The sequence below is a fragment of the Marinomonas pontica genome (assembly GCF_026191375.1).
GTDB classification, from domain to species: Bacteria; Pseudomonadota; Gammaproteobacteria; order Pseudomonadales; family Marinomonadaceae; genus Marinomonas; species Marinomonas pontica.
Window position 1 is genome coordinate 19451 of the sequence record NZ_JAODTL010000060.1, and the last position, 13851, is coordinate 33301.

Annotated in this window: 15 protein-coding genes; 7 read left to right on the forward strand and 8 right to left on the reverse strand. The window is 47.4% G+C overall.

The window, feature by feature from the left end; translation table 11 throughout:
• Window positions 1–73 precede the first annotated feature (73 nt).
• From pcnB to pgi, 5 genes are read left to right on the forward strand one after another with little or no spacing between them, the layout of a single operon-like run.
• A complete protein-coding gene (gene pcnB / locus N5P32_RS17590; RefSeq protein ID WP_265730311.1) occupies window positions 74–1528 on the forward strand; it encodes a polynucleotide adenylyltransferase PcnB in 1455 nt (484 codons plus the stop codon).
• A gap of 14 nt (window positions 1529–1542) precedes the next feature.
• The gene (gene folK, locus N5P32_RS17595) at window positions 1543–2025 is read left to right on the forward strand and encodes a 2-amino-4-hydroxy-6-hydroxymethyldihydropteridine diphosphokinase (protein ID WP_265730324.1); all 483 of its coding nucleotides are present in this window, start codon (window positions 1543–1545) and stop codon (window positions 2023–2025) included.
• Window positions 2026–2028: 3 nt separating this feature from the next.
• Window positions 2029–2853 carry a 3-methyl-2-oxobutanoate hydroxymethyltransferase gene (panB, locus tag N5P32_RS17600; RefSeq protein WP_265730312.1) on the forward strand — a complete coding sequence of 275 codons (825 nt, stop codon included), beginning with the start codon at window positions 2029–2031 and terminating at the stop codon, window positions 2851–2853.
• Entirely contained in the window at window positions 2853–3704 is an 852-nt protein-coding gene (gene panC, locus N5P32_RS17605; protein ID WP_265730313.1) for a pantoate--beta-alanine ligase, read from the forward strand. Before panB ends, panC begins: the two co-directional genes overlap by 1 nt.
• Before the next feature lie 27 nt (window positions 3705–3731).
• Complete coding sequence (pgi, locus tag N5P32_RS17610; protein ID WP_265730314.1) at window positions 3732–5546, forward strand: glucose-6-phosphate isomerase; 1815 nt, start codon at window positions 3732–3734, stop codon at window positions 5544–5546.
• 93 nt (window positions 5547–5639) lie between these two features.
• Here pgi and N5P32_RS17615 read toward each other — a convergent pair whose 3' ends face one another.
• Window positions 5640–5894, reverse strand: coding sequence for a Txe/YoeB family addiction module toxin (locus N5P32_RS17615; protein WP_265730315.1), 255 nt, complete (start codon window positions 5892–5894; stop codon window positions 5640–5642).
• Window positions 5891–6142 (reverse strand): type II toxin-antitoxin system Phd/YefM family antitoxin, encoded by a 252-nt coding sequence (locus N5P32_RS17620; RefSeq protein WP_113916061.1) that lies wholly within the window; start codon window positions 6140–6142, stop codon window positions 5891–5893. Before N5P32_RS17620 ends, N5P32_RS17615 begins: the two co-directional genes overlap by 4 nt.
• 244 nt (window positions 6143–6386) lie before the next feature.
• Between N5P32_RS17620 and N5P32_RS17625 the strand changes: the two genes are divergently transcribed.
• Together N5P32_RS17625 and N5P32_RS17630 are read left to right on the forward strand one after the other, a co-directional pair.
• Window positions 6387–6665, forward strand: coding sequence for a type II toxin-antitoxin system RelE/ParE family toxin (locus N5P32_RS17625; RefSeq protein WP_265730316.1), 279 nt, complete (start codon window positions 6387–6389; stop codon window positions 6663–6665).
• Window positions 6665–6958 (forward strand): HigA family addiction module antitoxin, encoded by a 294-nt coding sequence (locus N5P32_RS17630; RefSeq protein WP_265730317.1) that lies wholly within the window; start codon window positions 6665–6667, stop codon window positions 6956–6958. Before N5P32_RS17625 ends, N5P32_RS17630 begins: the two co-directional genes overlap by 1 nt.
• 28 nt (window positions 6959–6986) lie before the next feature.
• Here the strand turns inward: N5P32_RS17630 and N5P32_RS17635 are convergent, their stop codons facing one another.
• The 6 genes from N5P32_RS17635 to N5P32_RS17660 all read right to left on the reverse strand — a co-directional run bounded on the left by N5P32_RS17635 (window position 6987) and on the right by N5P32_RS17660 (window position 13714).
• Window positions 6987–7481 (reverse strand): Fic family protein, encoded by a 495-nt coding sequence (locus tag N5P32_RS17635; RefSeq protein WP_265730318.1) that lies wholly within the window; start codon window positions 7479–7481, stop codon window positions 6987–6989.
• 63 nt (window positions 7482–7544) lie between these two features.
• Window positions 7545–8021: a transcription elongation factor GreA gene (greA, locus tag N5P32_RS17640; RefSeq protein ID WP_265730319.1), complete on the reverse strand. Its 477-nt coding sequence runs from the start codon at window positions 8019–8021 to the stop codon at window positions 7545–7547.
• A complete protein-coding gene (gene carB, locus N5P32_RS17645; protein ID WP_265730320.1) occupies window positions 8021–11236 on the reverse strand; it encodes a carbamoyl-phosphate synthase large subunit in 3216 nt (1071 codons plus the stop codon). Before carB ends, greA begins: the two co-directional genes overlap by 1 nt.
• Before the next feature lie 23 nt (window positions 11237–11259).
• The gene (carA, locus tag N5P32_RS17650) at window positions 11260–12390 is read right to left on the reverse strand and encodes a glutamine-hydrolyzing carbamoyl-phosphate synthase small subunit (RefSeq protein ID WP_265730321.1); all 1131 of its coding nucleotides are present in this window, start codon (window positions 12388–12390) and stop codon (window positions 11260–11262) included.
• A gap of 278 nt (window positions 12391–12668) precedes the next feature.
• The gene (locus N5P32_RS17655; protein ID WP_265730322.1) at window positions 12669–13220 is read right to left on the reverse strand and encodes a DJ-1 family glyoxalase III; all 552 of its coding nucleotides are present in this window, start codon (window positions 13218–13220) and stop codon (window positions 12669–12671) included.
• The gene (locus N5P32_RS17660; protein ID WP_265727196.1) at window positions 13217–13714 is read right to left on the reverse strand and encodes a GNAT family N-acetyltransferase; all 498 of its coding nucleotides are present in this window, start codon (window positions 13712–13714) and stop codon (window positions 13217–13219) included. The genes N5P32_RS17655 and N5P32_RS17660 overlap by 4 nt, the downstream gene beginning before the upstream one ends.
• Window positions 13715–13851 lie beyond the last annotated feature (137 nt).

A 13851-nucleotide genomic window follows, 5' to 3' on the forward strand; every position in this document is an offset into this window, starting at 1 on the left:
CCCTTTATTCGTGTAATTTTAGTACCATCACGTGTAGAATGCCCTTTTCGTTAACTTTAAAATTTGTTGTCTAATGCTCACAGGATTAAAATCTCTGGTACGTAAAGCTACCTCTCTGTTCGCCTCCCCAAAGGCACAGACTTACCCTATTATCATACCTCGCAGCGAGCACAGCTTATCTCGACAAGACTTAAGCCCCAATGCTGTCAAAGTATTGTATCGCCTTAATAAAGCAGGCTATGACGCCTACCTAGTCGGTGGCTGTATCCGAGATCACCTAATTGGCATTGAACCAAAAGATTTCGACGTTGTAACCAACGCGACACCAGAACAAGTTCACAGTATTTTTTCGAACTCCAGACTCATTGGTCGTCGTTTCAAACTGGTTCACGTTACCTTCGGACGTGAGATCATCGAAGTATCTACTTTCAGAGCCAATACAGCTCAAGATGACAACGACGATGAAACTGAAAACACCTCACAAAAATCGTTGAAGGGACTCGACTCCGCGCGCTCTGCTCATGGCATCGTACTGCGTGACAATGTCTATGGCAGCATTGAAGAAGACGCCGAACGTCGCGACTTCACTTTCAACGCACTGTACTACAATGTTCAAGACTTCAGCATCCACGACTATTGTGGCGGCCTAAAAGACATTGAAAACAAACAAATTCGCATCATTGGTGACGCTCGCCAGCGCTACCAAGAAGACCCCGTTCGAATGCTCCGCGCCATCCGTTTTGCCGGCAAACTTGGGTTTCAAATCGAAGCCGAAACCGCGGCGCCTATCAAAGAAATGGCTCACCTGCTGGATCACATTCCGCCGGCACGTTTATTCGAAGAAGTATTAAAACTGTTAGGCAGCGGTAATGGCATCGAAACGTTTGCCCTACTTCGCCAGTACGGCTTATTCCGTTATTTATTCCCAGACACAGACGCCCTTTTGCAAAGTGGCTGGAAGCGCAATGACATCGACCCTGAAGCGTTCATTTTGCAAGGTCTAAAAAATACCGACGACCGAATCCAAAGTGGAAAAACGACAGCGCCTTACTTCCTATACGCCGTTTTGCTATGGCCAAGCGTTGCGCTTCGCCACGAAGAGTTTCAAGCGCAAGGTATGCCAGCCACACCCGCATTGCACCAGGCGGCCAACATGGTATTGGACAACCAAGTCGCCTCCACGGCCATTCCACGTCGATTCTCTACACCAATGCGTGAAATCTGGGACATGCAATACCGCTTACCAAAACGCTATGGAAAACGTGCATTTCTGCTATTAGAACACCCTCGTTTTCGTGCTGCTTTTGACTTCTTATTGATTCGTGAGTTAAGCGGCACTGAATTGGATGGACTGGGCGATTGGTGGGAAAAATTCCAGCACGGCACAGAAAACCAGCAAAGGGACCTTATTAAAAGTATCGACTCATTTGCAAAAGAAAAAGATGGCCCCAAAAAACGCCGTCCACGTCGTCGCAGAAAGAGCAACAGCAATACCACATCGCCACAAAGAGAAACCTTTGACGAATAAGAGGATGCGTCTTGATACACGCTTATATTGGTCTTGGCAGCAATCTTGAAAACCCAATGGCGCAACTCGATTGCGCCATTAGCACATTAAAGAATCACGACGACCTGCACAATGTTCGCATCTCTTCTATATACGGAAGCAAGCCGGTTGGCCCTCAAGACCAACCAGACTACATTAACGCCGTCGCCACATTCGACACACACCTTTCCCCTATCGACCTACTTGACCTACTGCAAAGCATTGAACAGTCGCAGCGCAGAGTCAGAGAACGCCATTGGGGACCACGCACCCTAGACTTAGATCTGCTATTGTATGGCCAAGAAACAATAGCGCTACCTAGGTTAACCGTCCCACATCCATTTATGTTGGAGCGCGGTTTTGTTATAAAACCCCTTAGCGATCTGGCACCAGATATGCTCTTAACAAATGGCAACACCGTTACCGAGCAGTTACAGCAACTTGATACCAGTGATTTGGTCTTTATCAAAGAAGAATAAACTATGTATTCAGATAACTCTCAACGAAAACTCACCAAACCAGTAACCCTCTCTACGCTGAAAAAAATGAAAGCGGAGAAAGAGAAAATCACCTGCCTAACAAGCTATGACGCCTCGTTTACGAATGTCATGAACGTGGCCGGTGTGGAAACTATTTTGGTCGGGGATTCTTTAGGCATGGTCGTACAAGGCCAAGACAGCACGTTACCCGTTACCATCGAAGACATGTGCTATCACACCGCCGCCGTAAAACGAGGCAACACCAACGCCTTCATTCTCGCGGATATGTCTTTTATGAGTTACAGCAAGCCAGAGCAAGCGCTTGATAACGCCGCAAAACTCATGCAAGCCGGCGCCAACATGGTCAAACTGGAAGGCGGCAGCTGGCTCGCAGACACAGTAAAACTGTTAAGCCAACGCGGCATTCCAGTGTGTGCGCACCTAGGCCTTACACCTCAATCTGTGCATAAATTTGGTGGCTACAAAGTCCAAGGCAAAAGCCAAGACGCCGCCGATTTGCTTCTGCAAGAGTCTCTGGATCTTGTCGCCGCTGGCGCAGACATCCTACTGTACGAATGCATTCCAACAGAGCTCGGTAAAACATTAACCGAAGCGGTTCCTGTCCCTACTATCGGCATTGGCGCGGGACATCATACAGACGGACAAGTCTTGGTCATGCACGACATGCTCGGCATCAACCTAGGCCACACACCCAAATTCGTTAAAAATTTCTTAACCGATGGTCGCAATGTCACCGAAGCCTTTGAAGCCTACGTCAAAGAAGTAAAAGACATGACATTCCCAGGACTTGAGCACGGATTCAAATAATGCACACTTTTCACACGGTTGCTGAGCTGCGCGCTGCGCTAAAAAAAGAACGCCTACAAGACAAGCACATTGCCTTTGTTCCAACGATGGGCAATTTGCACGACGGCCACATGTCATTGATCCGTAGAGCAAAAGAAGAAGGCGACGTTGTTGTATCGTCAATCTTTGTTAATCCGATGCAATTCTCGGCCAACGAAGATTTAGAGCGCTACCCCAAGACACTAGAAGAAGACAAAAAAGTTCTAGAAGCCAATGGTTGTGATTACCTATTCGCACCAGATGCCTTGGAAATGTACCCAGACGGCAAACGCAGCCAGACTCAAATCGAAGTCATGGGCTTATCCGACATTTTGTGTGGCGCGTCACGCCCAGGCCATTTTGTCGGTGTTTCTACCGTCGTGACAAAATTGTTTAATATTGTTCAGCCAGACTGTGCCATATTCGGAAACAAAGACTTTCAACAACTGAAAGTCATCGAAGACATGGTCAGAGACCTCAGCTCCAATGTCAAAGTGATCGGCGTTGACACCGCTCGAAATGACGATGGCCTAGCAATGAGCTCACGAAATGGCTACTTAACAGAAGAAGAAAGACGCATTGCACCGACAATGTATCAAACCCTGCTATGGGCGAAAGAGGCGCTTCTAGCAAACCGTGCGAGTCACGAGGACATACGCGAACAAGCTCAACAGAAGCTTGAAGCGGCTGGTTTCCGTCGTGATTATTTCGAAATCCGCGCACAAGACAATTTACAAACACCGTCAGAGGAAGAGAAACGCCTAGTCATTTTGGCTGCGGCACAACTTGGCAGCGCACGCTTAATCGATAACTTGCGTGTTGAACTTGCTTAATTCACTTTGAGATCTAGGGAGATTGTAATGAGCTCACCCACAGAATTGGCTGCTTGGCAGGTGCTAACAGCACACCAACAAGAAATGGCGTCTGTTAGCATGACATCCTTGTTTGAAGACGACGCTCAACGCGCAGAGAAATACTGCGCTCACGCTGCTGGCTGGACATTGGATTACGCAAAAAACCGCGCCAACGACAAAACCCTCTCGCTACTGACCGAATTGGCAAAAGAAGCGGGGCTTGAAAGCGCCATCAAAGGCATGTTCAGCGGTGCGCACATCAACAACACCGAAGATCGTTCCGTATTGCACATTGCGTTGCGAGCAAGCCAAGCACAAGAAACACTCATGGTCGACGGCGTTAACGTCTTGGCCGAAGTGCGTGCGACACTAAAGCAAATGGAACAGTTTGTTGCGCAACTACACAGTGGTGAATGGAAAGGCTACAGTGGTAAAACTATCACAGACGTTGTCTCCATCGGCATCGGCGGCTCGTACCTTGGCCCCAAAGTCGTTGCCGAAGCCCTTACGCCGTACAAAAAAGACGGCATCAAGGTTCACTTCGTAGCCAACATCGATGGCTCAGACATCACCGGCAAACTGAAGCAACTGAACCCAGAAACCACGGTTTTTGTGATTTCGTCTAAAACCTTCGGCACGTTAGAAACCTTATCAAACGCCAACGCGGCGCGTGATTGGTTCCTAAGCAACGGAGGCTCACAAGACAACGTCAGCAAACACTTTGCTGCGGTTAGTTCCAACGTGAAAAAAGCCGTTGATTTTGGCATGGCAGAAGAAAACATTTTCCCAATGTGGGACTGGGTTGGCGGACGCTACTCCCTTTGGTCTGCGATTGGCTTGCCAGTTGCTATTGCCGTTGGCATGGACAACTTCTATGCCTTGTTAGATGGCGCTCACCAAATGGACGAGCACTTCCGTACCGCTCCATTTGAAGAAAACCTACCCGTCATCATGGGCGCGCTTGGCGTGTGGTATATCAACTTCCACAATGCGCAAACGCACGCCTTGATTCCTTACGACCATTACCTACGCGCCATGCCTGCTCACATCCAGCAGCTTGATATGGAAAGTAACGGTAAGGCAAATCTTTTGAATGGCGACGGCGTAGCAACCGACACAGGCCCAATCATCTGGGGCGGTGCTGGCACCAACGGCCAACACGCTTACCACCAGCTATTGCATCAGGGTACCCGCCTTGTGCCAGTGGACTTCATTGCACCACTGACCAGCCACAATCCAATTGGTGAACATCACGTTCATTTAATTGCTAACTGCCTAAGCCAATCGCAAGCCTTAATGGTCGGCAAAACCTTAGAGCAAGCCAAGCAAGAATTGCGTGATGCAGGCGCCAGCGAAGATCAAGTGGAAGCGGTTGCGCCACACAAAGTAATTCAAGGTAACCGTCCTAGTAACACTCTGTTTACGGATAAAATGACACCAGCCACCGTTGGTGCCTTGATCGCCCTCTACGAGCACCGTACTTTTGTACAAGGAACCATCTGGGGCATCAACTCATTCGACCAATGGGGCGTAGAATTAGGCAAAGTATTGGGTACCGACATCTACAACCGCCTTGTTAGCGACAGCGACAACAGTACCTTAGATGCTTCAACCCAAGCACTGATCAAAGCGTTCAAAAAGCTCAGGCTTAACCGTTTAGCTTTTTATACAGCGCTAACAAAAACACCAGCCTCGGCTGGTGTTTTTGTTTTTATACCCTCCCCTTCTCTTCAAGGGTTAGGGAGGGGTTCTGAAAGCGAAGCTTTCATGCAAGTCGCGCCTTCAGGCCGACACAGACGTTTGTACATGACACCAAGCTAAGCGGCGTCTCTCTCTCGAAACTAGCGCCTACCTCATCGAAACGCCGCTTAGCTTAATGAAAATAATTATCGAGCAACGAGCTAAAATAAAAACCTAATAGTGATATCTTAACTGAGCGATCAAAATCGCATCATCTTGATATTTATAAACAATTCGGTGCTCATCATTGATGCGACGAGACCAATAACCTGCAAGACCATGCTTTAAAGGTTCTGGTTTACCAATCCCTTCATAAGGCTCTCGTTGAATATCTTTGATTAGTAAGTTTATCCGCTTTAATACTTTCTTATCTGTGCTCTGCCAGTAAAGATATTGACCCCAAGCCGCGGTTGAAAACGTCAGCTTCACTCAATTAACTCTCTTTCAACGCCCTTACCCGCTTCCAGTTCAGCAATAGACTCCAACAAGACTCTGGCGTTCGCTGGCGAACGCAGCAAGTAGGTCGTTTCTTGCATGGCCTCATAATCTTCTAACGACATCATCACAACTGGGCTCTCACTTTTGCGCGTGATAATCACTGGCGAGTGATCATCACAAACCTTAGCCATTGTCTTAGCCAAGTTAGCCCGAGCAGTGGTATAACTGATAGCATCCACAATTCATTTCCTGTACTTAATTCTGTACCACTGAGTATAAAGTAAACACCCAAAGCAAATCAACAACTCACCCGTAGGTAGTTATCAGTAAAACCAGCCTAATCAGGTAGCGCTCCTGCTACCACCTTCTAGGCGACATAAACAACTTTTTAAACCAAGTCTCCAAATTCATGGGGCTTTAGCTACAGTCAATAACATGATCTTTTTCATTGAGTAGTGATGCGCATCACGCTACACTTTATACATGATTAAATCATTTAAACACAAAGGCCTTAAGAAGTACTTTGAAACTGGCAGTGCTTCCGGCATTCAAGCAAAGCATAAAGGTAAGTTACGTATGCAACTTACTGCGATTGATACCGCCCAAGAAATTGATGATATCGATTTACCCGGTTTTAAGTTACATCCCTTAAAAGGTGATCGTGATGGGATTTGGTCTATTACTGTAAACGGTAATTGGCGCATTACTTTCGAGTTTATTGATGGCAATGCTTATATTCTCAACTATGAGGACTACCACTGATGAGTATGCATAACCCTCCGCACCCAGGTGAGTTCATATATGAGGTCTATCTTGAACCAGCAGGCTTAAGTTGTCGATATTTAGCCAAACAACTGGACGTAGCCTCTTCGACGTTGAATCGAGTTTTAAAAGGTCAAAGTGCTGTATCACCAGAAATGGCCTTGCGTTTATCAAAAGCATTAGGTCGAACACCCGAAAGCTGGTTAGCTATGCAAGACAATTATGATCTCTGGCATGCAAAGCAGCATCTAAATTTAGCCAATGTACATGAAGTCAATTTTACAATGACTTGAACCTTAGAAAGCTAGGCTATTAGCTCATTCAAATAGCCAATCCATGCCTCGCGTTTCTGCCACCACCTTCTAGGCGATATAAACAATCTTTCTCGACTGAGTCGCTGAGGTCTAGGGTGGCAGTGGCTTTGGAGCTACTGGTGATGCTGATGTATTTTTTGGCGCTGAGTCCGCCTTCAAAGCCATCCGGTCCTGCGTTGTCGACGAACCATGTCACCCAGTCGGTAATATCTAGATTAAATTGGCTGGCTTTGTTTAGTTCATCGTAATAGGCGTTTTTGTCTTTCTCGATTATCGTCGACAAGCTGAGCAATAGCGGTCGGTTGAGGTCTTGAGCCAATGCCATTTCGGCAATGGCTCGCCCTACTCGGCCGTTGCCATCTTCAAATGGGTGGATGGTTTCAAACCATAAATGCGCGATGGCTGCGCGAACCGGTACAGCAAGAGCAATGTCTCGCTCTGCGTTTAATGGGTTAGAAGGATTAAGCGAATCATTCGACTCATATTGATGTATGTATGCCACAAAATTCAGGCATAAAAAAACCACGATACTTTCGTACCGTGGTTTTTAAAAGCTCGCTTTACATTAAATGTATTCGACGCTTTCGATTTCGTATGTTGCTTCACCACTTGGAATTTTAACGATGACTTCGTCACCTTCTTGTTTCCCAATAATGGCTTTTGCAATCGGTGATGCGTAAGAGATTTTCTTGTCTTTTACATCCGCTTCGTCATCGCCTACGATGCGGTACGTTACCGTTGCTTCAGTATCCACGTTAAACAAGGTTACCGTGGTACCAAAAACCACTTTGCCAGTCGCTGGCATGGTTTTCACATCAATCACTTGTGAGTCAGCAAGTTTGCCTTCGATCTCTTTAATTCGACCTTCAGCAAAGCCCTGCTCTTCACGAGCTGCATGATATTCTGCGTTTTCTTTTAAGTCGCCGTGCTCACGTGCCGTTGCGATGTCAGCAATTACGCGAGGACGAACGACGGTTTTTAGGTGGTTTAGCTCTTCACGAAGACGAGCCTCACCTTCAACCGTCATTGGTACTTTTTTCATTATTTCCCCAAGTGCAAATCTTGCAGTCTTCTGACTTTGGTTTCCCCTTTCAAGCTGATTGCCATACTAGCAGCTTCAGCTCCGGCCAATGTCGTAGTGTAACAAACCTTGCGCTGCAATGCTGTACGACGAATCACAGAAGAGTCTGCAATCGCTTGCGTACCAGACGTGGTGTTAATAATGTAGTCGATTTCGCCGTTTTTCATCATATCAACGATGTGCGGACGACCTTCGTTTACTTTGTTCACTTTGCGAACATCAACACCATGGTCAGTTAGGTATTTCGCCGTGCCTTCTGTACCAACAAGGTCAAACCCTAGCTCAGCCAAGCGACGCGCAACGTCTACTGCCCCTTCTTTGTCCATATCGCGAACACTGATGAAAGCACAACCAGACGTTGGCAATTCAGTACCACCACCAAGCACCGCTTTACCGAACGCTTCAGCGAAAGTATCGCCTACGCCCATTACTTCGCCTGTAGACTTCATTTCAGGCCCAAGAATCGGGTCAACGCCTTGGAACTTATTGAATGGGAAAACGGCTTCTTTCACGCTGTAGTAAGAAGGGATGATTTCTTCTGTGAAACCAAGCTCTTCCAGTGTCTTACCCGCCATAACCAAGGCAGCCACTTGCGCCAAAGAGCGACCAATACACTTAGACACGAAAGGCACAGTACGTGATGCACGAGGGTTCACCTCAATCACGTAAATTTCACCATCCTGAACGGCAAGCTGAGTGTTCATCAAACCTACAACGCCAAGTTCTAGCGCCATATTTTTGATCATCTCACGAATATCGTCCTGTACTTCTTTTGACAAAGAGTAAGGTGGCAAAGAACACGCCGAGTCACCAGAGTGAACACCCGCTTGTTCAATGTGCTGCATAATGCCGCCGATAACCACTTGATTACCATCGCTGATACAGTCGATATCGATCTCAATCGCCGCATTCAAGAAGTGATCTAGCAACACAGGGCTGTCGTTAGACACTTTCACAGCGCTGGTCATGTAACGCATCAATTCTTTTTCGTTGTACACGATTTCCATCGCGCGGCCGCCCAATACATAAGATGGACGAACCACAAGTGGGTAGCCGATAACAGCCGCTTTCGCTGCCGCTTGCTCAACGCTGCGCACAGTCGCGTTATGAGGCTGTTTGTAACCCAAACGCTGGATCATGCTTTGGAAACGTTCACGGTCTTCTGCACGGTCGATAGACTCAGGCGTTGTACCAATGATTGGCACGCCTTCGTTTTGCAATGCACGAGCGATTTTCAGTGGCGTTTGACCACCGAACTGAACGATAACGCCTTTTGGTTTTTCTTTGCGAACGATTTCTAACACGTCTTCTAGCGTTACTGGCTCGAAGTACAAACGGTCAGAAGTGTCGTAGTCAGTCGATACGGTTTCAGGGTTACAGTTCACCATGATGGTCTCGTAACCGTCTTCACGTAGACCTAGTGCCGCGTGCACACAGCAATAGTCAAATTCGATACCTTGACCGATACGGTTTGGGCCACCGCCAAGAATGATCACTTTCTCGCGATCCGTTGGCGCCGCTTCACACTCGTCTTCGTACGTTGAGTACATGTACGCGGTGTTAGTGGCAAATTCTGCCGCACACGTATCCACGCGCTTATACACTGGGTGAACGTTCATCAAGTAACGGCGTTCACGCATGGACTTTTCAGTCACACTTAAAAGGCTAGCAAGACGCGCGTCAGAGAAACCTTTACGCTTCAAACGACGAATCACGTCGTAGGTCATATCGACAAGGCCTTTATCAGCCAACGCTGCTTCTTCTTTGATCAAGTCTTCGATCTGTACCAAGAACCAGTGATCAACACCGGTTGCGTCATACACTTCGTCAACGGTCATGCCAGAACGGAAGGCATCGCCAATGTACCAAATACGGTCAGAACCCGGAGATTGAAGCTCGTAAGCCAATTTCTCTTTGCTGTTTTCTTCCGCGAAATCCAACTGAGGATTGAAACCGTCTGAACCCACTTCCAAACCGCGTAAGGCTTTTTGCAAAGACTCTTGGAAAGTACGGCCAATCGCCATGACTTCACCAACGGATTTCATTTGCGTCGTTAAACGATCATTAGCGGTTGGGAATTTCTCGAAGGTGAAACGAGGAATCTTAGTGACAACGTAGTCGATTGCTGGCTCGAAGCTCGCTGGAGTTTGGCCACCTGTGATGTCGTTTTGCAACTCATCAAGCGTGTAACCAATCGCCAATTTCGCCGCGATTTTTGCAATTGGGAAACCGGTTGCTTTCGATGCCAACGCAGACGAACGCGATACACGAGGGTTCATCTCGATAACCACAAGACGACCTGTTTTTGGGTCCATACCGAACTGTACGTTAGAACCACCCGTTTCTACGCCGATCTCACGCAATACCGCCAAAGAAGCGTTACGCATGATTTGATATTCTTTATCTGTCAAAGTTTGTGCTGGCGCAACCGTGATGGAGTCACCCGTGTGAACCCCCATTGCGTCGAAGTTTTCAATCGCACAAACGATGATGCAGTTGTCTTTTTTGTCACGGACAACTTCCATTTCGTACTCTTTCCAACCGATCAAAGATTCATCGATTAGCAATTCGTTGGTTGGAGACAAATCCAAACCACGAGTACAAATTTCGTCAAACTCTTCCATGTTGTACGCGATACCGCCACCAGTACCACCCATGGTGAAGGAAGGGCGAATGATACAAGGGAAGCCTACTTCCGCTTGAACTTTAAGCGCTTCTTCCATGTTGTGAGCAATGCCCGCACGTGGACACTCAAGGCCAATGGACTTCATGGCTTTATCGAAACGATTACGGTCTTCCGCTTTGTCGATCGCGTCAGCCGTCGCACCAATCATCTCAACATTGTATTTTTCGAGCACGCCGTGACGTTCAAGATCCAACGCACAGTTCAATGCAGTCTGGCCACCCATAGTCGGTAGAACCGCATCTGGACGCTCTTTTTCAATGATTTTCTCTACGGTTTTCCACTCGATTGGTTCGATGTAAGTGGCATCCGCCATCACTGGATCTGTCATGATGGTCGCTGGGTTTGAATTCACCAGAATAACGCGAAAGCCTTCTTCACGAAGTGCTTTACATGCTTGCGCACCAGAATAGTCAAACTCACAAGCCTGACCGATAACAATAGGACCTGCACCTAAAATTAAGACGCTTTTTATGTCAGTACGTTTTGGCATAATATTTCGCTCCGCTCCTACTTTTAGGCTTTAGTGGCTTTGATGTTTTCAATGAACTGATCGAACAAAGGTGCAACATCGTGTGGACCCGGGCTCGCTTCAGGGTGACCTTGGAAGCTGAAGGCGCTCTTATCTGTACGCGCGATGCCTTGCAAAGAACCATCGAACAACGACTTGTGCGTCATCACAAGGTTCGCAGGCAATGTTGTTTCATCAACCGCAAAACCGTGGTTTTGGCTGGTGATCATCACTGTGCCTTTTTCGATCGCTTGTACTGGGTGGTTGGCACCGTGGTGACCAAACTTCATTTTCTTCGTCTTCGCACCAGACGCCAATGCCAATAGCTGATGACCAAGACAGATACCAAAGACAGGAATATCAGTCTCTAAAATCTCTTTAATGGCTTGAATAGCATAGTCACAAGGCTCTGGATCACCTGGTCCGTTGGACAGGAATACGCCATCTGGTTTCAGCGCCAACACATCACTTGCTGGTGTTTTCGCAGGCACAACCGTCAAGCGGCAACCGCGCTCAACCATCATACGAAGGATGTTACGTTTCACACCGAAATCATAAGCAACAACATGGAACTCAGAAGAGTCTGGCGTTGTGTGTCCGTCAACAAGATCCCACGTTGATTCTGTCCACTCATAGGCTTTCTCAACGGTGACTTCTTTGGCTAGATCCATGCCTTTCAAACCAGGAAACGCTTTCGCTGCCGCAACCGCCGCCGCCTCATCTAGGTTTTCACCCGCCATGATGCAACCTGCTTGCGCGCCTTTTTCACGTAGAATACGAGTCAGCTTACGAGTATCGATATCGGCAATGCCCACCACGCCTTTGCGCTTCAAGTAAGAATCTAAAGACTCTTCTGAACGCCAGCTGCTAGCAACCAAAGGAAGATCACGAATGATCAGACCTTCACACCACACTTTATCGGATTCTTCATCTTCAGAGTTAACGCCAGTATTCCCGATGTGGGGATAGGTCAAGGTGACCATTTGTCGAGCATAGGAAGGATCAGTAAGAATTTCTTGATAACCGGTCATCGAGGTGTTAAATACTACCTCGGCCGTTGAGGAGCCATCTGCTCCGATCGACACCCCTTTAAAAATAGTGCCGTCTTCCAGAGCCAGAATCGCTGATGTTGCCAAAGGAACCTCCCATTTAGAGACTATCAGGTTGCAAAAAAGCGAGACAAACCGGCGGCTCATCTCGCTTTTAAGAAATTGCGTTTTTGCCGTTCTTTCATCGATGGATAATCAATGAAACTCGCGTTCAAAAAATCTGCCTAATTCTACTCTGATACGGCTTTTGCGTCCACCGAATTGCCGAGAAAACAGGCAAAAACACACAATTTGACCACATTTTTTCTTGACTTATTAGTCAGGAATAATATCAACCTAATCGAACCCGATTAACACAACACCGATTAACACAACAAACCATCAGCCACACTTTGTGCTGTTTCATAGCCTTTTAGATTGCCTAACACCGTCAATGCGAAAATCATCGCGGTCGCTGGCCCTTTGGCTGTCAGGACATTACCATCCATCACCACAGGTTCGTTAGGCATATATTCAGCGCCTGTTAAACCACTCTCAAAACCGGGATAGCACGTGGCTTGTTTGTCGACCACAAAACCATGAGTCCCGAACACCACCGCTGGCGACGCACAAATCGCCGCGAGCAGCGAATCTTGAATGTCATGCTTTTCCAACATATCAATCAAGAGTTCGCTATCTCGCAAATGCTCCGCTCCCGGCATGCCACCCGCCAACACAACCGCATCAAAAATTTGATCCGCAACGTCTGTCAGCAACACGTCGGCTTCAACTTTATTACCATGCGCCATTTCGACCTGTTTCGATTCATGAATGCTGGCAACCGTGACCGCCACACCACCACGACGCAATACGTCAATGATAGTAATCGCTTCGATGTCTTCGTTGCCATTGGCAATAGGGACCAGTACTGTGCTCATAGTTCGCCTCTTTCACAGGAGATTGTTAACGTAAACAGGCACGCCGCTTCGCGACCTTGCTCTGTTTGTCCTTTTTTGTCTATTTGATAGTAATTTTTACGACGCCCCACTTGCTCGAACCCCAACGATTCATACAAGGCGATCGCCGCTTCATTCGATTCTCGGACTTCCAACAAGCATTCGCAAACGGCTTGCTGCGCGCTGGACTCCAACCAAGACATCATCAACTTTCTGGCCAGCCCTTGTCTACGGACAGAGCAATCAACCACCATTAATTCTAATTCGGATTGATCCAGTACCACCGATGCCGTTAACCAACCAACCAGCGATTTTTGCGTCGCATCACCCAGCTCAACCACCCAATTTTTACGTGTTTGTAGAGCATCGGCAATCAAGCCGCGCCCCCAAGGATAAGGGTTAGATAACGCATCCAGTTGGGTAATAGCAGGCAAATCTGACTCAGTAGCCAGACGCATAACAATAGAAGGAATCATAAAATTGAACGCCTCATTACAGGCAAATACATTAACGGAAAAAGCGCGACTGCATTTCTTGCCACGCTTCTTTACGCAATTCTGGAATGCGATACAATTCAGGCAAACTCACAATACGCGCGGTGGGATAACGCTTT

What these genes read in the sequence shown, in the direction of transcription:
- N5P32_RS17625 (WP_265730316.1), top strand. Translation starts at nt 6,387, where the DNA reads ATGATTAAATCATTTAAACACAAAGGCCTTAAGAAGTACTTTGAAACT.
- panC (WP_265730313.1), top strand. Translation starts at nt 2,853, where the DNA reads ATGCACACTTTTCACACGGTTGCTGAGCTGCGCGCTGCGCTAAAAAAA.
- greA (WP_265730319.1), bottom strand. Translation starts at nt 8,021, where the DNA reads ATGAAAAAAGTACCAATGACGGTTGAAGGTGAGGCTCGTCTTCGTGAA.
- pgi (WP_265730314.1), top strand. Translation starts at nt 3,732, where the DNA reads ATGAGCTCACCCACAGAATTGGCTGCTTGGCAGGTGCTAACAGCACAC.
- pcnB (WP_265730311.1), top strand. Translation starts at nt 74, where the DNA reads ATGCTCACAGGATTAAAATCTCTGGTACGTAAAGCTACCTCTCTGTTC.
- N5P32_RS17655 (WP_265730322.1), bottom strand. Translation starts at nt 13,220, where the DNA reads ATGAGCACAGTACTGGTCCCTATTGCCAATGGCAACGAAGACATCGAA.
- carB (WP_265730320.1), bottom strand. Translation starts at nt 11,236, where the DNA reads ATGCCAAAACGTACTGACATAAAAAGCGTCTTAATTTTAGGTGCAGGT.
- N5P32_RS17630 (WP_265730317.1), top strand. Translation starts at nt 6,665, where the DNA reads ATGAGTATGCATAACCCTCCGCACCCAGGTGAGTTCATATATGAGGTC.
- N5P32_RS17660 (WP_265727196.1), bottom strand. Translation starts at nt 13,714, where the DNA reads ATGATTCCTTCTATTGTTATGCGTCTGGCTACTGAGTCAGATTTGCCT.
- panB (WP_265730312.1), top strand. Translation starts at nt 2,029, where the DNA reads ATGTATTCAGATAACTCTCAACGAAAACTCACCAAACCAGTAACCCTC.